Here is a 19419-nt window from a genome sequence, read left to right as displayed (position 1 = left end):
TTGCTTCAAATCAAATAAAAAGCCCCGTGTTTGCAGGCTTTAAGCAATAACACGATTGCTCATAGCCCGAAAACACGGGGCAATAATCCCTTAATTCAATTACCAGATTCTGTATTTTCCTGACAAAGCAAGAAGTGCAAACATGTACAGACAGTTATCATAATATCTTCTCTTACCCTGTCTGAGCGGTTGATTCCAGAACCACTCAACCCACTTTGACGCAATCTCAAAGTCACTGCCTTCAGCCTTGCTGTAAGGAACTGAAAGTGCGCTCTGGGCCATTGTTGCAAGAAGTCCTACAGGATGAAGAACAGGAAGCTCAAGGCTTGTTCCGTCAATTTCATATACGCATCTCATTGCCTCAATATCTGTTCCGAAGAACTTCATCATCTTAAGTGGAACAGAAAGCTGGCCTTCATCTGTTCCAAACCACTCCGCATCAAGACCAATGTTAGCTGCTGTTCTGTATGCATCGCTAAAGAATCTTCCGTGAATACTTCCGTCCCAAGGCATGGGATCGTTTACAGGAGATCCGTCGAAATTTCCATACTCGGGATTAAGTCCTGTAACAGGATGGCAGGTCTTTACAAGATACTTTCTACTCTCCTTGGCTGCAGTCTGCCAGAACTCTTTATCTTCTTCATAAGCCCACTCTGCGAAAAGCTCATAGAAATGAGGCAGATGATACGAAGGATCTGAAAAAGGATGTCCCGGAACAAACAAAACGAGATGATTGTCCCTGTTCCACATAGGCGCACCGGCTCTGCCGTTCTCACCCTTGTGAACGCAGGCCCTGAGAATCTCTTTTGCCTCTGCTGAATAATTAAAGATTCCTTCTCCGTCGCCCCATCTGTGAGATGCAAAGAAAAGAGCCATCGCGTAGAACTCTTCTCCGTCGGGTGCGGGACCGTCAGAATTCCTTGATCCGTCTACATTGCAGCTCCATGCAAAATAGCCTTCGTTTTCACCTTCATTCATCCACATGTAGGTCTTGGACCACTTCCAGATACGGTCAAACTCTTCCTTCATGTCTAGCTGAACACACATCATCATTCCGTAAGACATACCTTCAGTCCTAGCGTCATGATTGCCAGTATCCTCAAGATATCCCATATCATCGCCCACGGGATGATAAATTCTCTCATCTTCCGATCCATAGAAAAAGGTATCTACCGCATCCTTGATCTTCTTTTCGATCTCAGCATCGCTTTTTCCGATCTCACTAAAAACATTTCTGTATTTTTTGTCATTATACGCCGCCATAAGAACCCTCCTTATAGTAATCATAGTTCTTATTATAAACAAAAAAGGCAAAAGTGACTTATCATCCTAAATCACTTTTGCCTCAATTTTAAGCATTTACTTTTTTAAATATTTACCTTTGGAAGTGTTGCAAAGCTCTTCTCAAGTTCTTCGTCTGTAGGGATGTAATCTGACATCTCACCGTCGTTAAACTTCTGGTAAGCAACTATATCGAAATAGCCTGTTCCTGTAAGACCAAAGAGAATTGTCTTTTCCTCACCGGTCTCCTTGCACTTAAGAGCTTCATCAATGGCAGCTCTGATAGCATGGCTGCTCTCGGGAGCGGGAAGAATTCCCTCAACTCTTGCAAACTGCTCTGCTGCCTCGAATACAGCTGTCTGCTCAACAGATCTTGCTTCCATGTAACCGTCGTGATAGAGCTGTGAAAGAATAGGGCTCATGCCGTGATATCTAAGTCCGCCCGCATGGTTCGCAGAAGGAATAAAGTTGCTTCCAAGTGTATACATCTTGGCAAGAGGGCAAACCATTCCGGTATCGCAGAAGTCATATGCAAACTTACCTCTTGTAAAGCTCGGGCAGCTTGCAGGCTCAATAGCAATGATCTGATAATCTTTTTCACCGCGAAGCTTCTCACCCATGAACGGAGAAATAAGTCCTCCGAGGTTTGATCCGCCACCAGCGCATCCAATGATGATATCGGGAGTGATGCCATACTTATCAAGTGCAGCCTTTGCCTCAAGACCGATTACAGTCTGATGAAGAAGGACCTGATTAAGTACGCTTCCGAGAACATATCTGTATCCTTCTGTCTTGGTTGCAACTTCTACAGCCTCAGAAATAGCACATCCAAGTGAACCTGTTGTTCCGGGATGCTCGGCATTTATCTTTCTTCCGATCTCTGTATCCATTGAAGGAGAAGGTGTTACGCTTGCTCCGTATGTACGCATAACTTCGCGTCTGAAAGGCTTCTGCTCATATGAAACCTTAACCATGTATACCTTACAGTCAATTCCAAGATATGCAGATGCCATAGAAAGAGCTGTTCCCCACTGACCTGCACCGGTCTCTGTGGTAACACCCTTAAGGCCCTGCTGCTTAGCATAATATGCCTGAACAATGGCGGAGTTAAGCTTATGGCTTCCGCTTGTGTTATTACCTTCAAATTTGTAGTAAATCTTAGCCGGAGTTCCGAGCGCCTTCTCAAGACAATATGCTCTTACCAAAGGAGCGGGTCTGTACATCTTGTAGAAGCTACGGATTTCATCCGGAATATCGATATAAGCAGTTGTATCATCAAGTTCCTGCTTAATAAGTTCATCACAAAAAACAGGACGAAGATCGTCAAATCCCATCGGCTGCAATGTCGCAGGATTAAGAAGCGGCGCAGGCTTGTTCTTCATATCAGCCCTTACGTTGTACCACTGCTTGGGTATCTCATCTTCGCTCAAATAAATTTTATAAGGAATATTATTTTGACTCATAATTATAGCCCCCTAACTTTCGCAATTTAGTCCATTAAAGCACAAAAAAGACTGCAATGTCAACCTCTTGCAGCCTTTATAGGTATAAGTAAATCCTCAGGAACAAACAGCCTTCCACAGCCCGTTCCAAGGTCTATATCAGGTTTATTTGCCCCGTGAAAATCAGATCCGCCACTGATAAGAAGATCGTACTTCTTAGCCAGCTCTTTTATCTGAGTCTCATCTCTTCTCTCATATGTTGAATAAACAGCTTCTATGCCGACAAGCCCCGCCTCTTTAAGCTTTCCTACAAACGCATCCAGTCTGTCGTCGCCGAATCTGCACAAGATAGGATGGGCAAAAACAGGAACTCCCTTAGCCTTAAGTATGCTCCTTATGGCATCTTCCGGAGTTATCTTCTCCCTTCCGACATAGTACGGGCAATGGTCTCCTATATATCTGTCAAAAACCTCCGCTCTGCTGTTTACATATCCCCTATCCACCATGAACTTGGCGTAATGCGCCCTTGTTATCACGGTATCCGGAAACTCTTTGGTAAGCTCCACATACGAGATGGGAATCCCAGCCTCTTCAGTGAGCTTCTTACACATCTTCTTATTTCTAACAGTTCTCGAATCAATAAAAGCACTAAGCCCATCTACAAATTCCTTATCGTGGTTATCTATATATAGTCCCACGATATGTACTTCTCTTCCTTCGCCTTCCGTAGAGAGCTCCACTCCCGGAACAACTTCTAAATCCGGATATTTCGAAGCGGCATATTCTATGGCTTCATCAATGCCGTCCACTGTGTCATGATCTGTCAGCGCTATCGCAGCAAGCCCCTTTTCATGCGCCCTGTCAATCAGCTCTTTTACAGAAAACGTTCCGTCAGAATATGTTGAATGTGTATGTAGATCGATTGCTCTCATGATTTCTCCTATATCTTGCAGGTATCAGCGGCCGTTAACCTGACCTTTTTCATAAACCATACTTCCTACAACAGTTAATATGATTGATATTAGCAGATATAGTATCGGTGAAGCAACATATATCGTAAACAGTTTACCTCCGATATTCAGCATCCTGTATTCCGAAAGAGAATGCATGCTGATTACATATGACGGCATTAAAGTTCTCAGAAAAGATATATTCCCTGCCTTATACGATAAAGCATCAAGCTCTCCAAACAGATATGCACCAAACATCATCCCCATAACGGCAAGACTGTTTTTAGTAAATATTGAAACCACCATTGCAAACACAGCATACATTATTACCACCGTGATCATTATTATCATTTGAATAATAATGAACTGCCCCATTGAAAAAGGATATGTTGAAAACGGCGATGATAACTGAACAATAGAATCAAATCCCGAACTACCGTATATTACAAGTATAAGCACTGTAAGTAGTCCGGTTGCAAAAACAGTGCTTGCAATAATAACAGAAAGCCCCGCGCATAATTTAACAAGATAAGTCTCTTTTCGGCCGTTCCTGCTACTTAGCACAATCTGATCCGTACGTTGCCTGTACTCAATCGTAAATACCGTAGTAAGACATAATGCAGACAAAAGCATGATTATCAACATCATTACGCCAAGTCCCTGTGATAAGAAAAGACTTCCGCACGAATAAATATATTTAAAAGGCTTTTCATTTTTCATTGTTTCTTTCCAGTGGGTAATAATTTGATCGCTCAGCTCTATATCATCCATATATCCCAAAATTTGTTCTTCTCGAGCCCTATACATATCTTCTGCCGTGTAATCAGCAAGAACATTATCAGGCCCGGGGATCGAAGTCTGTTCCAAGTAACATATTTCAAAATACTTTTCATTATTCGGGGTTGACGAATGTCCATTATCATCTATATTTTGATACATTTCATTCAGCAATGTATCATCAATAATTCTTCCGTTCAGTTCCATACGTGCATCGCGCTTATCTCGTGTCACAGACAGACCGGGAACTATCGCTTCCAGTATGGTAATTATACATAAGATTACCAACATTACCTGAGTTACTCGATTCTTCAGGATCTTTTTAATTTCAAATCTATAAAGCGTTCCGAGATTATTCATGTCAGCCAAACTCCTCCATATAGAATTGTTCAAGGTCACCTTTCCTGTTGTCCCACTTTCCTTCATAAATCAATTGTCCGTCACGTATCATAAGTAAATTGCCGGCGATGTGCTCAATATCAGACACAATATGCGTTGAAAATAAGACTATACTTGTTTTACCGATCTCTGCGATCAGATTTCGAAAACGTACGCGCTCCTTAGGATCAAGTCCTGCAGTCGGTTCATCCAAAATCAGAATTTTCGGATCGTTTATAAGAGCCTGTGCAATACCGACTCTTTGTTTCATACCTCCGGAAAAAGTCTTGATCTTTTTATTTGCAACATCAGAAAGGCCTACCGTCTCCAATAATTCTTCCGTTTTTCGTTTTGCTTTTTTCTTCTCGATTCCTTTAAGTGCCGCTATATATTGCACAAATTCTCTTGCAGTAAATTCAGGGTAATATCCAAAATCCTGCGGTAAATAGCCCAGAAGAGCACGGTATTCTTCTGTCTGAACAGGAATACCATCTGCTGTCACAGATCCGCTTGTCGGATTTAATATTCCCGACATCATACGCATAAGTGTCGTCTTTCCCGCTCCGTTTGCCCCCAATAAGCCGGTCACACCATCCGTAAGATTGAAAGATATCCGATCAACTGCAATTTTGTTTTTGTATTGTTTAGATAATCTGTCTACTGATAAGTTCATGCAAACTCCTCCACATTTTTCACGGTCTTCCATTGCTCAGACACAGTTAATGCAATAAGTAATACCACTATAAAAACGCCCCACTTTTCTACCATTTCAATGTATCCAATGATAATCTCCCTGCAATTAGTGTGAAAAAAGATCATAGCTGCTGAAACAGCAAATCCTATAACCAAAGAACCATATTCTGTCGATTTTCCAAGTACACTTCGCTCAAATCTCAGACTGACGAACAATGTAACAAGATACGGAATCATTGTTCGCATTGTCGTGATTATTACATCCTCATGAAAAGAAATTGCCATAATCGGTGACGAGATGAATAAAGCAGCAAGTGAAACCATTCCAACGATCAACATTCTTGCAATAACCACACTTTTTAATGAATATCTCGTTGCCATTTCCAATTCCGACATTCCGAATTTTTTTGATCTTCTTGTCTCCAGAACCGTAATTACCGCAGTAAAAGACATCATAATGGTAAAAAGAATTCTTATAGCCTCAAATTGTAATAACGCCCCCGAAACCACGACCACGATCAATCCCAGTACATATAGCCAAACGGAAAATCTGATATAAGAAAACTGCTGAAGGATCATTTCAAATGTGCTTATTTCCCTTGGTCGTATGTTCTTAAGAAATGCCTGTTTATTCTTTGGCTCCGGCGCATAAAAAGCGTCACTTAAAAGTTTTTCCATATCATCCTTCATTTTTCTCCACCTCCAATCTCATGCGAAGTTCATTCTCAGCTGCCTTCAACCGTCTATAAAGCGCAAATCTGGATATTCCAAGCGCATTACTGATAGTTCCAACCGATTCTTTGTTCACATGCCTTAATAGCAATAATTCCTGATCTTCAACAGATAAATGTGATAACGCTTCACGAACCATCACTATATCTTCCGTGGATTTCCCCGAATAAAAGTTCCTCTGTTCATAGTCATCAGGCAATGGTTCCGGTTTAACCCTTCTAAATTCGTCAATACAAAGATTTCTGGCTATGGTATATAAATATCGCATTTCATAATCGTTAAATCTTCCTCTTTGTTCCATAAAGCGAAGAAACGTTTCCTGCACTATATCTTCCGCAACGGCTTGATCATTAAGTTTAAAGTACGTATACCGGTATATCTTGTCATAAGCTTTTTCTAAGTCCATGGATTCAGTTTTGACCCCCTTCATAATGATTAACGGATATCACCACGAAAATGTGCGGCACTAAATAACTTTTATGCAATTAATCCAAGAAAAAAGCAACCAAGATTTTTCAATCTCAATTGCTTCCTACAAACATATATATAATTTTTCAGATTGCACCCAGTATTATATCAGCAAGTCCGTCGTGATCGTTATCGAAAGTCGTCACAACGTCGCTGACTTTTTTGACCGCATCCTTTGCATTAAGCATCGCTACGCCGGCACCTGCTGCCTCGAGCATTGAAATATCATTTTCCTCATCTCCCGCAGCATAGGTATTCTCGATAGGAACTCCCAATATATCCGCAAGTCTCTTTACCGCATTTCCCTTGCCTGCTTCCTTAGGAAATATCTCAAGATAATACGGACTTGAGTACAAAAGAGTGAGTTTATCGCCCACAACCTCATCGAGTGCCTTACGGAAATTCTCCTGCTTCGCCTTATCGTGAAGCTCGATCGCTATCATCTTAGGTGGAGGAGATGTCAGCTCTTTTACCACATCATCCGTAACAAGAAGCGGCGTCTTAATGACTCTTCTGTAATACTCCATGCACTCACCGTTCATTGCAGTGACAATATGCGTGTCATTATAGGTATGACAATGCATATCATGCTCCTTTGCCATATCCATGATAACAGGCACCAGCTCAAGCGGAACGCCCGTCTTATAAACGTATTTTTCCTCATCGACACTGTATATCTCAGTTCCGTTACAACCGCACAAAAAAGAGCCCTTAAAGTTAAGTCCCAGTCCGCGATAGACAGCTTTTGCGCTATCTATCGCCCTGCCGGTGTTTATACAAAAATAATTACCGGCATCCGTGAACTTCTTCAGGGCATCCATCGTCCTTGGTGAAATATCTTTTTTAGTTGTAAGAAGAGTACCATCCAGGTCAAAGAAAAAAATCTTTCTGTCCAATCTCTTCACTTAATACTCCTAACTTTATGCTTCAACGATCAAATATCTTCCATCACCTATATCAAAAACTTCATTAGCTTCAAGTACATTGCTACCTTCAGTGTCAACGCCCGACTCCTCAAAATACTCTTCGACTTCATCAGGACTGTCAACAACAACTGCCATCGAATCCTCCAAAAAAGCTTCCGCTTCTTCCATGTTCTCTGCTACGTCCTCAGGAAAAAGCTGTCCCTGATTCTCCAAAAAACATCTCAATACTGCTTCATCATACTCATGCATAAAAAAACCTCCAATTACAACAAATCTTTCCTTTTCATCTCTGTGTAGAGTCTTGCCACAGGCAAACCTACGACATTGTAATAATCACCCTTAATACCGCTGATATAACGTGCAAACAAGCCTTGAACCCCATAGGCTCCCGCTTTGTCGTCAGGTTCGTTAGTTTTAACATAAGCGTTAATCTCTTCATCAGTCATTTTCACGACATCCACATTAGTTTCTTCGCAGAATGATACGTGATCTTCTTTTCCGTCTTTTCTGAAAAATAAAGTCACCCCTGTGTATACCTGATGTGTGTTGCCCGAAAGCTCCCCGATCATATTCTTCGCATCATCTTTATCGGTAGGTTTACCGAGCACTTTCTGATTATATGATACGACTGTGTCAGCGCCTATTACAACCACGTCTTCCGTAAAAATTTTATGAAAAATCTCTGAAGCTTTTCGGAACGAAAGCTCCATGACGATTTTATCGGGCTCCTTTGAGTCGGCGATCTCTTCACCTTCCGGTATAAGAATCTCGTAGTCTTCAATCACCTTTCTCAAAAGCTCTTTGCGTCTGGGTGACCCCGATGCCAGTATATATCTCATCTTATTACCTCGTGCTGCTCCTTTACAATAGTACATTTTTCACTTTTTATGAAGTTTTATATCATTTCATATTAGGATTTGTCTCGGGAATAAAGATTCTCGTATTCCTGTTGTTGAGGGTTTTCGCTGCTCCATACGCCTCATCACACAGGATCTTCTGCGAGTTTATTCTCGGTACATCCTCCGAAATAACAGGTTTTTCGTACTCTCCCTTGTCATTCATTATGTGAGCCTTCTCGGTGTCACGAAGTTCAAGTTCAAGTATGTGCCATGCCTTTTTCTTGAGTTCTTCATTCTCAATAGGGAAAAGAATCTCCACACGCCTCTCAAGGTTTCTGGGCATCCAGTCCGCGCTGCTTGCGTAGATTTCCCTGCTGCCGCCGTTCTCAAAACAGAATATCCTGCTGTGCTCAAGGAAATTACCTACTATGGACCTTACCGTAATATTCTCCGAAACACCCTTTATTCCCGTTTTAAGACAACATATACCTCTTACTATAAGGTCTATCTTAACACCCGCACAGCTCGCAAGATAAAGCTCCGCAATGACATCCTTGTGGCATATCGCATTCATCTTAGCAACTATCCTTGCAGGTTCATTCTTAAGAGCATGCTCTTTTTCCCTTCTGATAAGATCTATGATCCTGTCCTTAAGCCACAAAGGTGCAAGAGAAAGCTTATTCCAACCAAGCGGCTCAGAATATCCCGAGAGCATATTAAACACAGCGGTCGCATCCTCACCAAATGCAGGTGCACAGGTGAAAAGACCTATATCTGTATATTGTTTTGCCGTCGAATCGTTATAGTTTCCCGTCGCAAGATGGACGTATCTCTTTATACCGTCCTCTTCCTTTCTGACTACAAGCGTTATCTTACAGTGCGTCTTAAGACCGACAAGACCGTATATTACGTGGCATCCCGCTTTTTCAAGCATCTTTGCCCATACGATGTTATTCTCTTCATCAAACCTTGCCTTGAGCTCTACAAGCACGGTAACCTGCTTGCCGTTATCAGCTGCCTTTGCAAGCGCCGCGATAATAGGCGAGTTACCGCTTACTCTGTAAAGAGTCTGCTTAATGGCAAGAACTCCGGGATCAACTGCTGCCTCTTCGACAAACTTAACGACATTCTCAAATGTCTGATAAGGATGATGCATCAGTATATCGCCCTTACTTATCGCACTGAAAATATCTTTTTCCCCGATAAATTCAGGCACAGCGCTGGGCGGTCTGTATCCGTGTTCCTTCAGATGATCGAACCCTTCCACCTTATACAGCTTCATCAAAAAGGTAAGATCGAGCGGTCCGTTCACCTTAAATATCTCATTATCATCAACGTCAAGTTCTTCAGCTATAAGCTTTAAGAGTTTCTCATCCATTCCCGTAGAAACTTCAAGTCTTATAGCCTGTCCCCACTGACGCTTTTTTATCTGCTTCTCGATCTCTTTAAGAAGATCTTCCGCCTCATCTTCATCAATTGAAAGATCGGCGTTTCGCTCAACCCTGTAAGGCGCACTCGCAATGACATCGTAGTTAAGATAGAGCTTATCTACGTTGTGCATTATGAGATTTTCAAGGAAGATATACTTCCCGAATTTGTTCTCTTCGTTTCCCGGAATGTGAAAGAGCCTCGGAAGAACGTCAGGCACCTGAACGGTAGCAAAATCAACGTCGTCCTTACCCTCTTTCTTTTTAAGGAGCGCTCCGATATTAAGCGTCTTATTCCTTATAAGCGGGAACGGTCTTGATGAATCTACCGCCATCGGCGTAAGAACCGGAAATACAACCTCATCGAAATATCTCTCCGCATAAGCAAGCTCTTTCCCCCCAAGCTCGCTTATATCGCAGATACTAAACCCATTCTCTTCAAGAAGGGGCAAAAGACAATCATTATAAACCGCATACTGATTCTCAGTAAAATCATGTAGCTTTTTGAGCACCTCATGAAGCTGCTTTGTCGCAGTCATTCCGGCGATATCCGGCTTTTTGTACTCCGCGTTTATCATGTCCTTCAAAGACGCAACGCGGACCATAAAAAACTCATCCAGATTGCTCGCAGAGATACTCAGAAACTTAACTCTCTCAAGAAGCGGATTCGACTCATCCTCGGCTTCGCAAAGAACCCTTTCGTTAAACTGAATCCAGCTAAGTTCCCTGTTTGTATAATATTTGGAGCTCTCAACATTGACGCTCGTTTTACCCACAGTTTTGTCCTTAGTCATAGCATCCCTCTCATATCTTTCACAACATCTTCTTCTGCCTTATTACAGGCTTTACTCCGAAAACTTCCTCAAAAAATTCCGCTCTGTTTGTAAAAAGACCTTTTTCAAGCGTTATATCAGCCGCCGTATCAACGTTTATTACAAGTTCCCTCTCTTTGAGCTCGACGGTTACGTCCTTAAACTTCTGCTTATGCGTCCTGTCAAGACCGTTGGCTACTCTTATTATCGCCGTGAGCTTGGCAATCCTTAAGTAGTCTTCTCTTGAAAGTCCGTCAAAGAACTTGCTCTTATTATTGTAATATTCAAAACTCTCGTGATTAAATCTGACCACATTGGCAACGATGGCTCTCTCTACATGGGAAAGACCGATAATCTCAGTCGACATTATTATGTTGTACGAACAATCTCCAAGATAAACAAGACTTATATACTTGCCGCAGTCATGAAGGATAGTCGCAATCTGTAAAAGAAGCTTCTCCCTATCGCCAAGCCCATGAAGTTCCTTGGTACTGTCAAAGATAGTCAGTGCGATCTTCTGAAGCGTCTCTCTTCTTGATCTGCTACCCATATATCTCTTTGAGATATTCTGAGCACATGCGATGATATCCTGTTCAAAGTCATGAGGCGATTTTATATAATTCTTATTTTCCGCGTATTCGTAAGCTATTCCGTCGCACAGAGTAATTCCGGGCGCCCAGAGGTTTTCTGCCTTTGTGACGTCAAGAATACACTTAACAAGAACTCCCGCAACATGGAAAAGAGGTACATTTTCCTCCGGGATATTAAGCTTTTTGGCAACCTCAAGGTCACTCTTTTTATAAGCCTTTTTAAAGAGCTTACGAAACTCTTCCGCTGAAGCATAGCCCTCTCTCTCAGTGCCAAGCCCCATCTTCTGAAGTACAGGAGAAACGTAGTCATCAATGATGATAAGATTCTCGACTTTTTTGTCCTTAAGATGCATCTTACTAAAGACAGAAAGCCTTGAATTGATAAGCTCCGTTACAAGCTCCGCGTACTTAAGTCTCGATGCGTGTACCTGTTCCATGGTGGTATGAAGACGAAGAACACCTGTCATAAGATTCTGCGTAACAACAAGTGTATCTTTTTCAAAAAGAGATATCTGTATACTTCCGCCTCCGATATCCGCAATCGCGGTAGGCTTTGAGATTATCTCTTCAAATTGATCGTATTTAAGAGCGATAGACTTATAGTCAATAAAACGCTGTTCCGAATTACTGAGAACATCAATGTGTATGCCGGTCCTGTTCTCTATAAGATCGCGGACTATCGCTATATCCTTGGTTTCTCTGATCGCACTCGTTCCGTAAGCCTGATAATGAGTTACTCCGTACTCCTTCATTATCTTCTTATACTCGGACAGGATACGAATCATCTCATCTACGTGATAACTCGATATCCTTCCCGTTGCATAAGTCTCACTTCCGATATCCATGCGGTGGCGCACGTGATCAAGCTCCCTTACGCCCTTTCTCATGGACAGCTCAAAGATCTTCAGCGATATTTCATATGAACCGACATCAATTGCAGCAAATACTTCACCCGTCATAAGTTAAACCCCTCATAGTTTAATTTAGTATAAAATCAGTAATTACCGAGTATTCTAAGCATTTTTGCTTCCTCACGAAGTCCGCGAAGAGCATTCTTAACTGCACTGTCTCCAAGATTTCCGTCGAAATCAATAAAGAATCTGTATTCCCAATTTCTGTCCTCGATAGGTCTTGACTCTATCTTGGTCATATTGAGATTGTTGTATATAAAATGTGACATGATGTGATAAAGAGAGCCTGCCTCGTGTGGAATTTCCATGCATATGCTTATCTTTTTCGCATCCTTCAAAAATACTTTCTGGTTCGTAACTATGATAAATCTGGTCGAGTTTGAATCCGCCTGATTTATTCCCTCTTTTATTATCTCAAGTCCGTAAACGTCTGCAGCTCCGGCTCCGGCAATTGCAGCCTGAGACTTATCTTTTTCCTTAGCAACCTTCTCTGCCGCAAATGCATTATTCTTCATACCGATCTGCTGAATGCTGCTGTTGTCCGATAAGAACTTTGCGCTCTGCATAAGTGCCTGAGGATGAGCAAAGACCGTCTTGATATCTTCAAGCTTCGCTCCGGGCACGCCCAAAAGACAATGCTTTATCTCTATTATCTGTTCTCCTACAATGTAGTGCTCATACTCCGCAAGAAGATCGTATATCTCGCTTACGATTCCGGCTGTCGAATTTTCAATCGGAAGAACCGCATAATCAACACTTCCTTCCTCCAAAAGAGCCATTGCATCCCTGAACGTCTCAACCGCCGTACTGTTTACGTCTTTTCCAAAGAACTTCTTCATTGCTTCTTCCGAATAAGAGCCCGCAGCTCCCTGGAAGCACACTCTTGAGTTCTTTTTATCTATACTGTCTTTTTGTATAAAAGGAAGATTACCCGAAGCTCCTTTCTCTGAAAGTTTCTGATACTGAAGCTTTCTACTCATTGACATCAGCTGTGAAAAAAGCTCCTCAACTCCCGTCCTGTTAAAGTCAGAATGTGCAAGCGCCTTAACTGCCTTAAGCTTCTCGTCTTCTCTTTCTTTATCAAATACTTTTTTACCAACCGATATTTTATAATCAGCGACCTGTGATGCTACATCCATTCTCTTCTCAAACAGTTCAACTATCTGCCTGTCTATAACATCAATCTCGCTTCGTAAATCTTTCAGATCCATAAATCCACACATTCCTCCCAGTATTAAATCTAATAGAATTTTAGAACAAATGCTTCTTGATAGCAAGAAATAACACGCCTATAATAATTATAACGGAAACATAGAAAGAGGTAGACAAATGACCAAACGTACTGCGGTTACTTTCGCGCTAATCACTCTTATCATAGCATTTGTTGTTGCTGCCCACATCAAGGAACAGCAGATTACTATGTTCCCTTCAGATCATGGAAACCTGGCAGGCAACCTTCACAATTCCGGTCTTGTCTTTGAAATGGACGGCAAGGTCTTTTTTTCCAATCCCGCCGACAGCAATTGTCTTTATTCCATGGATCCCAACGAAGCTAATCAAAAAAGACTCACCAGCATGGGAGTCAAATATATAAACGGTGCAAACGGTCTTCTGTATTTCTATATGGATTCGACCAAAAAATCCGACAAGCTTTCAGGTCTCAGTACCGTAACCAACCAGTACGGTATCTACAGATGCAAGGTAAACGGCAGAAACCAGACATGCCTTTTAAGAGATTTTTGCGGAGAAGTTCAGCTTTGCGGAGAATATCTGTATTTCCAGGTAAATAACGGTAACGGCGGAACTCTTGAAAAGATAAGAGTCGACCAGAAGAACCGCTCTACCGTCGCTAACGAGAAGATATCTCCGGTCTGCTACAACAACGGCACCATCTACTTTACAGGTGTTACCGAAGATCACAACATTCACACTCTGCAGACAACTGCAGGTGATGCAATATCTACCATTATCGAAGGAAATTACTTCTATCCTGTTGTTCAGGGAGATTATATTTACTATATGAACGGCGATGACAATTACAGTTTATGGCGCACCAATCTTGCAAGCGGCAATGCGCAGCCTGTTGTAAGCGACAGACTCGACTGCTTTGCCATGAACGACAACTATATTTACTACGCATTTTCCGATCCGAATGTTCCGTCTCTTAGGAGATGTAACCTTGACGGATCGGACACAGTGGTCTTATATGACGGAATTGTGAATAGTATAAATCTGTCATCCAAATATGTTTATTTTAAGGTTTACGGATTGGATGATGTGATGTATCATATGCCATTGAGCGGATCGTCACCTGCTTCTATTTTTGTAAGTGCTTATTGATCCGTTTGATATATTTTTTAGTAATCTTTTGTATTTTATTGAGGAGACGGTATGAATAATATGCGACACATGATGAACCCCCTCGACTTCAGTGTATCTGAATTGGAGGACCTTTTCGATGTAGCCAACGACATTGAGAATAATATGGAAGCCTACTCTCACAAGTGCGACGGAAAGCTTCTGGCTACATGTTTCTATGAACCAAGCACAAGAACAAGACTTAGTTTTGAAACAGCTATGTTAAGACTCGGAGGCAAGTGCCTCGGTTTTGCAGATGCAAGTAACTCTTCGGCAGCCAAGGGCGAAAGCGTTGCCGATACCATTCGTGTTATCTCTTGTTTCGCAGACATATGTGCCATGCGTCATCCCAAGGAAGGTGCTCCGATGGTAGCAGCTGCCAACTCAGAAATCCCTGTTATCAATGCAGGTGACGGCGGCCATCAGCATCCTACACAGACACTTACCGATCTTCTTACAATCAGATCTTTACACGGTAAATTAGGCGATTTCACTATCGGTCTTTGCGGCGACCTTAAATTTGGTCGAACAGTCCATTCTTTGATAAATGCTCTGACAAGATATGAAGGAATTAATTTCATCTTCGTTTCTCCCAAGGAACTTCGTGTTCCCGATTACATCACAGAAATGCTCAATAACAAGGGCATCAAATATGAAGAAGTTATAAAGCTTGAAGAAGTTATGCCAAAGCTTGATTTCCTCTACATGACACGTGTTCAGAAAGAACGTTTCTTCAACGAGGAAGATTATATCAGACTTCGTAATTTCTATATCTTAGATGAAGCAAAGATGACTCTCGCAAAAGAAAAAATGCACATTCTCCATCCGCTCCCGAGAGTTAACGAGATTGCGGTCGAGATAGACAAAGACCCCAGAGCTGCATATTTCAAGCAGGTTCAGTACGGTCTGTATGTAAGAATGGCACTTATCCTTACGCTTCTTAATATGACAGATGCGCACATGAATGAAGGATTGCTTAAAAAATTCTAATAAACAGAAAGAGGTCATACATGTTAAATATCGGAAAAATTGAAGAAGGTTTTGTACTTGATCATATCCAGGCCGGAAAAGGCATGCAGATTTACAACCATTTGGGGCTCAATAAGCTCGATTCTACGGTTGCCATAATAAAGAATGCCAAGAGTAAGGTTATGGGCAAAAAAGATATCTTAAAGGTTGAATGCGACATCGATACTCTCAACCTCGATATCCTAGCATACATCGATCACAATATCACGGTTAATGTTATCAGAGCCGGCGAAATCATCGAAAAGCGTGCTCTCGTACTTCCTAAGGAGATTACAAACGTTATCCGCTGCCACAATCCCAGATGTATCTCATCTATCGAGCAGGGGCTTCCACAGGTCTTCTATCTTGCAGACGAAAAGAACGAGGTTTACCGTTGCAAGTACTGCGATGAGAAGTATACAGAAGGGGACGCTTCCAAGAACTGACAATGTGTCGGACATTCACATTATGATATTATAAATATGCGCCATGGCAAACACTTGCTATGGCGTTTTTCTTACATTTTTGCATATGAAAAGAGCCTTGAGAAATCATCTGTTTCTCAAGGCTTCTATTTCATTGGGGTTTGTCTGTTGTATTTGTTTATATTATCAATTTATCAATATCCGAATTCCTGTGCCCAGTACCAGTTACCATCGGGAGCAAGGAATACTGCGATACCTACTGTCTTATATCCTGCATCCATAATGTTGGCAGCGTGTGTAGGTGAATTCATCCATGCTGTGTATACTGCGTCAGCTGACTGATACAGCTTAGCAAGATTCTCACCGTACTGAACATTACTATCTACTGTCCAGAAATCAGATCCGTTAGGTCTTGTGTGTGAAAACGAAGTTGTGATCTCATTAGCTCTAACCTGAGCTGCTGATGTAAGAGCATCGCTCCATACGAGTGCTGAAAGTCCCTGAGCTGCTCTCTGCTGATTCATAAGGTTGAAAACACCTGCGCAAGCATCGATAGCTGCCTGGCTTGATGAAGCTGATCCTGCAAGAGCAATTGCCTCATCATCAATGTAGATTTCTCCGGCGCCCTCTTCAGCTCCTCTTGCAGCAGCACCACCATCAAGTGCCCCCTCTTTGGTAGAACCGCAAGCTACAAAAGTAAAAGCAAGTACACATGAAAACATTACAGCGAAAAGTTTTTTTAAATTTCTCATATCCATCTCTCCTGCATAAGCATAAATATTAGGTACAACATAACCCTCTCATAACCTAAATATACTTTAAAGCAATTCTATTTATCATTCAATATAGTTAATCACATTTTTTGGGTTAAAAATATCTATTATTTCACTTAAATAAGTTGTCCGATGAAATTTTTTTACCTAAATTTCGATAGAATTCTTCAAACGCCCTTACCTACTGGATTTAAAAAATTCACATTTTGCCCTGTTGATTCGAATATATGTTCGGTGTATAGTGGTATTGTAATAAAAAAATCAGTTATTCCGTACACTTTATCGTTTAAGAGGCTACGTTTGAACATTATTTCGTATAATTATGATAATTATATATTTCACATCGATGTAAACTCAGCATTTCTCTCATGGTCAGCACTAAAAAAGCTCCGTGAAGAGCCCGGAAGCATTGATCTAAGGACTATCCCTTCCGCAGTAGGTGGCGACGTCAAGACCCGTCACGGCATTATCACCGCCAAATCAATCCCCGCAAAGAAATACGGGATTGTCACGGGAGAACCTGTCATCAAGGCTCTCCAGAAATGTCCCAAACTCGTCCTTGTTCAATCGGATTTTGCAACTTACAGAGAATACTCTCACGCTTTTATCGAAATATTGAACAAGTATTCTCCGTGTGTTCAGCAGGTATCGGTCGATGAAGCGTATCTTGATATGACGGGAACGGAAGTTGTCTACGCAGATCTTGTAACTCCCGATATGCCCTTCCCTATCTGTGTTGCCGATAAGATAAAAAATGAGATCCGTGACACTCTGGGCTTTACAGTTAATGTCGGAATTTCGGACAATAAACTCCTTGCAAAGATGGCAAGTGACTTTACCAAGCCCGACAGGATTCACACTCTTTTCCCTGAAGAAGTGGAAAAGAAAATGTGGCCGCTTCCCATAGGTGACTTATACGGATGCGGTAAGGCAACCGCCGACAGGCTTATGCGGATCGGCATCAGAACAATCGGAGATGCTGCAAATGCAGATCCCGTAATGCTGTCTCATATACTTGGAGAAAATATAGGAAGCTATATCTATTACAGTGCAAACGGATACGGAAGCACCGAAGTTTCCGGAGAATATGAAGAGGCTAAGAGTTATTCCAATGAGACCACTCTTTCCTCAGACCTTACGGCAGATAATTATGATAAAGATATTATTCCCATTCTGAAACATTTATCCGAGAGCGTATCACGAAGGCTAAGGCGAGATGGTGTTTTTGGCCGCACCGTTACCGTATCGGTAAAGACAACAGATTTTAGGCGTCACTCCTGCCAAATGCAGCTTGAAAATTCAATTGACGATGCAGATAAGCTCTTTATTTATTCCAAAGAGCTTGCAGATAAGATGATGCTAGGAACAGACGGACTGTTTATGAAAGGCGAAAACGTAAGGCTTGTAGGCGTCGGAGTAAGTAAGCTCGACGACGGTTCCTACAGACAGCTCTCACTGTTTGATGTTTCATTTAATAGTAACAACAGCAACAAGAACGATGAACGAACCAAGAGACTGAATAAGATGGCCGATGAGATCAATCTAAAATTCGGAAAAGATACTATAAAGAAGGGACGCGTTTGATACTCAAAATAAAAGCAGATTTATACAATTTGTTATATGTATAAATCTGCTCTTTTTATCTTTATATTCCCATCGCCTTTTTCATGTCTTCGGGAAGTTCGGCTTCAAAAGAAAGCTTTTCTCCCGTTATAGGCTGTTCAAATTCAAGGTGACATGCATGAAGTGCCGCCCTTGTAAGTCCTTTGTTATCTTCAATCTCTTTTCCGTAAAGATTATCTCCAAGAAGCGGGTGCCCGAGGTATGACATATGGACTCTTATCTGGTGCGTTCTTCCGGTATCCAGCTTAAGGCGTACCAATGAAAAATCCTTAAACTCTTTTTCAACCTTATAATGAGTTATCGCTCTCTTACCGTCATCTCGAACTTCTCTTATCATCCTTTGTCCGGGAATTCTCTCAATCGGAGCATCTACCGTTCCTTCTTTTTCATCAAAAATTCCGCTGCACAGGGCCAGGTACTCTTTTCTGCGTGACATATTCTCATTCTTACGCGAAAGAATCGACGCGCTGTGCCTGTTCTTTGCAAAGATAATAAGTCCCGACGTTTCCCTGTCGAGCCTTCCTATCACACGCATAACGTGCTCCTGCCCCGTTCTTACATAGTATCCGGCAAGAGCATTGCTGAGCGAATCCTTATAATGAGCATACGAGGGATGCACAACCTGATCTCCTTTTTTATTTAATAAGATAAGATCTTCATCCTCATAAACAACATCAATCGGCTCGTCACTCGGCACAATTTCAGAACTATTCTCTATATCCTCATACAGCCTTACCGTAAGCACCTCACCGGGTTCAAGCTCTGAGATTATCCTGACAGGCATCCCCTTACACATAACACCGTCATCAAAGAGTTTACATCTGCTGACCTCTCTGCTTGACAGCATGAGACGTTCTCTCATAATTTCTCCTGCCGTTAGCTTTCCGTCCGCTTCTTTCACTGTATATTCAATTTCTCTATATTCGTTACCCATAGTGGGTATTCTATTAAAAAAAAGTGCGGGTGTCAAAATCACCCGCACAGAATAATCATTATGAAGTTTTTT

General features: G+C 41.8%; 19 protein-coding genes. 4 read left to right on the top strand and 15 right to left on the bottom strand.

The genetic code is table 11. The features are described from left to right. Positions 1–99: 99 nt before the first annotated feature. The 13 genes from BM398_RS00235 to pheA form a co-directional block, all read right to left on the bottom strand. Positions 100–1263, bottom strand: a complete 1164-nt coding sequence (locus BM398_RS00235) for a glycosyl hydrolase family 8 (RefSeq protein WP_092335933.1) — start codon at positions 1261–1263, stop codon at positions 100–102. Between the two features lie 104 nt (positions 1264–1367). Beyond that, positions 1368–2744 (bottom strand): TrpB-like pyridoxal phosphate-dependent enzyme, encoded by a 1377-nt coding sequence (locus BM398_RS00230; protein ID WP_092335932.1) that lies wholly within the window; start codon positions 2742–2744, stop codon positions 1368–1370. A gap of 59 nt (positions 2745–2803) precedes the next feature. Then, positions 2804–3655 (bottom strand): PHP domain-containing protein, encoded by an 852-nt coding sequence (locus BM398_RS00225; RefSeq protein ID WP_175531779.1) that lies wholly within the window; start codon positions 3653–3655, stop codon positions 2804–2806. Positions 3656–3679: 24 nt separating this feature from the next. Continuing rightward, a complete protein-coding gene (locus tag BM398_RS00220) occupies positions 3680–4810 on the bottom strand; it encodes an ABC transporter permease subunit (RefSeq protein WP_175531778.1) in 1131 nt (376 codons plus the stop codon). 1 nt (position 4811) lies between these two features. Beyond that, positions 4812–5501: an ABC transporter ATP-binding protein gene (locus tag BM398_RS00215; protein ID WP_092335929.1), complete on the bottom strand. Its 690-nt coding sequence runs from the start codon at positions 5499–5501 to the stop codon at positions 4812–4814. Next, complete coding sequence (locus BM398_RS00210; protein ID WP_092335928.1) at positions 5498–6211, bottom strand: hypothetical protein; 714 nt, start codon at positions 6209–6211, stop codon at positions 5498–5500. The genes BM398_RS00215 and BM398_RS00210 overlap by 4 nt, the downstream gene beginning before the upstream one ends. Beyond that, positions 6201–6659: an RNA polymerase sigma factor gene (locus tag BM398_RS00205; RefSeq protein WP_242949724.1), complete on the bottom strand. Its 459-nt coding sequence runs from the start codon at positions 6657–6659 to the stop codon at positions 6201–6203. The genes BM398_RS00210 and BM398_RS00205 overlap by 11 nt, the downstream gene beginning before the upstream one ends. Before the next feature lie 148 nt (positions 6660–6807). After that, positions 6808–7626, bottom strand: a complete 819-nt coding sequence (locus BM398_RS00200) for a Cof-type HAD-IIB family hydrolase (protein ID WP_092335926.1) — start codon at positions 7624–7626, stop codon at positions 6808–6810. 15 nt (positions 7627–7641) lie between these two features. Then, complete coding sequence (locus tag BM398_RS00195; RefSeq protein ID WP_026654642.1) at positions 7642–7896, bottom strand: hypothetical protein; 255 nt, start codon at positions 7894–7896, stop codon at positions 7642–7644. 14 nt (positions 7897–7910) lie between these two features. After that, positions 7911–8486 (bottom strand): Maf family protein, encoded by a 576-nt coding sequence (locus tag BM398_RS00190; protein ID WP_092335925.1) that lies wholly within the window; start codon positions 8484–8486, stop codon positions 7911–7913. A 61-nt stretch (positions 8487–8547) separates the two neighbouring features. Beyond that, complete coding sequence (locus BM398_RS00185; RefSeq protein WP_092335924.1) at positions 8548–10707, bottom strand: RNA degradosome polyphosphate kinase; 2160 nt, start codon at positions 10705–10707, stop codon at positions 8548–8550. A gap of 19 nt (positions 10708–10726) precedes the next feature. Beyond that, positions 10727–12274 (bottom strand): Ppx/GppA phosphatase family protein, encoded by a 1548-nt coding sequence (locus BM398_RS00180; RefSeq protein WP_092335923.1) that lies wholly within the window; start codon positions 12272–12274, stop codon positions 10727–10729. Positions 12275–12309: 35 nt separating this feature from the next. After that, positions 12310–13437: a prephenate dehydratase gene (pheA, locus tag BM398_RS00175; protein WP_092335922.1), complete on the bottom strand. Its 1128-nt coding sequence runs from the start codon at positions 13435–13437 to the stop codon at positions 12310–12312. A 118-nt stretch (positions 13438–13555) separates the two neighbouring features. Between pheA and BM398_RS00170 the strand changes: the two genes are divergently transcribed. From BM398_RS00170 to BM398_RS00160, 3 genes are read left to right on the top strand one after another with little or no spacing between them, the layout of a single operon-like run. Further along, positions 13556–14566: a DUF5050 domain-containing protein gene (locus BM398_RS00170; RefSeq protein WP_092335921.1), complete on the top strand. Its 1011-nt coding sequence runs from the start codon at positions 13556–13558 to the stop codon at positions 14564–14566. A gap of 60 nt (positions 14567–14626) precedes the next feature. Continuing rightward, positions 14627–15574: an aspartate carbamoyltransferase gene (gene pyrB, locus BM398_RS00165; RefSeq protein WP_092336242.1), complete on the top strand. Its 948-nt coding sequence runs from the start codon at positions 14627–14629 to the stop codon at positions 15572–15574. A gap of 20 nt (positions 15575–15594) precedes the next feature. After that, positions 15595–16038 (top strand): aspartate carbamoyltransferase regulatory subunit, encoded by a 444-nt coding sequence (locus BM398_RS00160; RefSeq protein WP_092335920.1) that lies wholly within the window; start codon positions 15595–15597, stop codon positions 16036–16038. A gap of 173 nt (positions 16039–16211) precedes the next feature. On the opposite strand, the gene BM398_RS00155 is transcribed toward BM398_RS00160, so the two are convergent. Beyond that, positions 16212–16769, bottom strand: a complete 558-nt coding sequence (locus tag BM398_RS00155; protein WP_242949723.1) for a CAP domain-containing protein — start codon at positions 16767–16769, stop codon at positions 16212–16214. 321 nt (positions 16770–17090) lie between these two features. Between BM398_RS00155 and BM398_RS00150 the strand changes: the two genes are divergently transcribed. Then, positions 17091–18374, top strand: a complete 1284-nt coding sequence (locus tag BM398_RS00150) for a DNA polymerase Y family protein (RefSeq protein ID WP_175531777.1) — start codon at positions 17091–17093, stop codon at positions 18372–18374. A gap of 61 nt (positions 18375–18435) precedes the next feature. Here BM398_RS00150 and BM398_RS00145 read toward each other — a convergent pair whose 3' ends face one another. Continuing rightward, positions 18436–19347, bottom strand: a complete 912-nt coding sequence (locus BM398_RS00145; RefSeq protein WP_175531776.1) for an RluA family pseudouridine synthase — start codon at positions 19345–19347, stop codon at positions 18436–18438. Positions 19348–19419: the final 72 nt, after the last annotated feature.

The organism is Butyrivibrio sp. M55, from assembly GCF_900116865.1.
Taxonomy (GTDB): domain Bacteria; phylum Bacillota; class Clostridia; order Lachnospirales; family Lachnospiraceae; genus Butyrivibrio.
The sequence above is the reverse complement of the archived record's forward strand: the minus strand, read 5'-3'. Positions and strand labels throughout refer to the sequence as shown.

Excerpts from the sequence above, each read along its gene's own strand:
- BM398_RS00235 (WP_092335933.1), bottom strand. The coding sequence starts at position 1,263 with ATGGCGGCGTATAATGACAAAAAATACAGAAATGTTTTTAGTGAGATC.
- BM398_RS00230 (WP_092335932.1), bottom strand. The coding sequence starts at position 2,744 with ATGAGTCAAAATAATATTCCTTATAAAATTTATTTGAGCGAAGATGAG.
- BM398_RS00225 (WP_175531779.1), bottom strand. The coding sequence starts at position 3,655 with ATGAGAGCAATCGATCTACATACACATTCAACATATTCTGACGGAACG.
- BM398_RS00220 (WP_175531778.1), bottom strand. The coding sequence starts at position 4,810 with ATGAATAATCTCGGAACGCTTTATAGATTTGAAATTAAAAAGATCCTG.
- BM398_RS00215 (WP_092335929.1), bottom strand. The coding sequence starts at position 5,501 with ATGAACTTATCAGTAGACAGATTATCTAAACAATACAAAAACAAAATT.
- BM398_RS00210 (WP_092335928.1), bottom strand. The coding sequence starts at position 6,211 with ATGAAGGATGATATGGAAAAACTTTTAAGTGACGCTTTTTATGCGCCG.
- BM398_RS00205 (WP_242949724.1), bottom strand. The coding sequence starts at position 6,659 with ATGGACTTAGAAAAAGCTTATGACAAGATATACCGGTATACGTACTTT.
- BM398_RS00195 (WP_026654642.1), bottom strand. The coding sequence starts at position 7,896 with ATGCATGAGTATGATGAAGCAGTATTGAGATGTTTTTTGGAGAATCAG.
- BM398_RS00190 (WP_092335925.1), bottom strand. The coding sequence starts at position 8,486 with ATGAGATATATACTGGCATCGGGGTCACCCAGACGCAAAGAGCTTTTG.
- BM398_RS00185 (WP_092335924.1), bottom strand. The coding sequence starts at position 10,707 with ATGACTAAGGACAAAACTGTGGGTAAAACGAGCGTCAATGTTGAGAGC.
- BM398_RS00180 (WP_092335923.1), bottom strand. The coding sequence starts at position 12,274 with ATGACGGGTGAAGTATTTGCTGCAATTGATGTCGGTTCATATGAAATA.
- pheA (WP_092335922.1), bottom strand. The coding sequence starts at position 13,437 with ATGGATCTGAAAGATTTACGAAGCGAGATTGATGTTATAGACAGGCAG.
- BM398_RS00170 (WP_092335921.1), top strand. The coding sequence starts at position 13,556 with ATGACCAAACGTACTGCGGTTACTTTCGCGCTAATCACTCTTATCATA.
- pyrB (WP_092336242.1), top strand. The coding sequence starts at position 14,627 with ATGCGACACATGATGAACCCCCTCGACTTCAGTGTATCTGAATTGGAG.
- BM398_RS00160 (WP_092335920.1), top strand. The coding sequence starts at position 15,595 with ATGTTAAATATCGGAAAAATTGAAGAAGGTTTTGTACTTGATCATATC.
- BM398_RS00155 (WP_242949723.1), bottom strand. The coding sequence starts at position 16,769 with ATGAGAAATTTAAAAAAACTTTTCGCTGTAATGTTTTCATGTGTACTT.
- BM398_RS00145 (WP_175531776.1), bottom strand. The coding sequence starts at position 19,347 with ATGGGTAACGAATATAGAGAAATTGAATATACAGTGAAAGAAGCGGAC.